At 33.3% G+C, this 234-nt stretch carries 1 protein-coding gene; it reads left to right on the top strand.

Annotated features, from left to right (window positions below; genetic code table 11):
* Nucleotides 1-231, top strand: a 231-nt coding sequence (locus AC0L3C_RS36265; RefSeq protein ID WP_473410420.1) for a ZinT/AdcA family metal-binding protein, incomplete at its 5' end; no start/stop codon positions are given.
* Between the last annotated feature and the right edge of the window lie 3 nt (nucleotides 232-234).

Genomic DNA, 234 nt, shown 5'->3' with positions numbered 1-234 from the left:
GGTAACCGTGGCGTGAGATTTATGTTTAAATTGGTCGATGGTAATGATAAAGACTTACCGAAATTCATCCAAATTAGCGATCACAACATTGCACTTAAAAAGGCAGAACACTTCCATATCTTTATGGGTAATGATAATGACGCGTTATTAAAAGAAATGGATAACTGGCCAACATATTATCCTTCAAAATTAAATAAAGACCAAATCAAAGAAGAAATGTTAGCGCATTAATTC

This window comes from Bradyrhizobium sp. WSM4872, from assembly GCF_055811715.1.
Note: the sequence above shows the minus strand (reverse complement) of the source record. Positions and strands in the feature narration are given on the sequence as shown.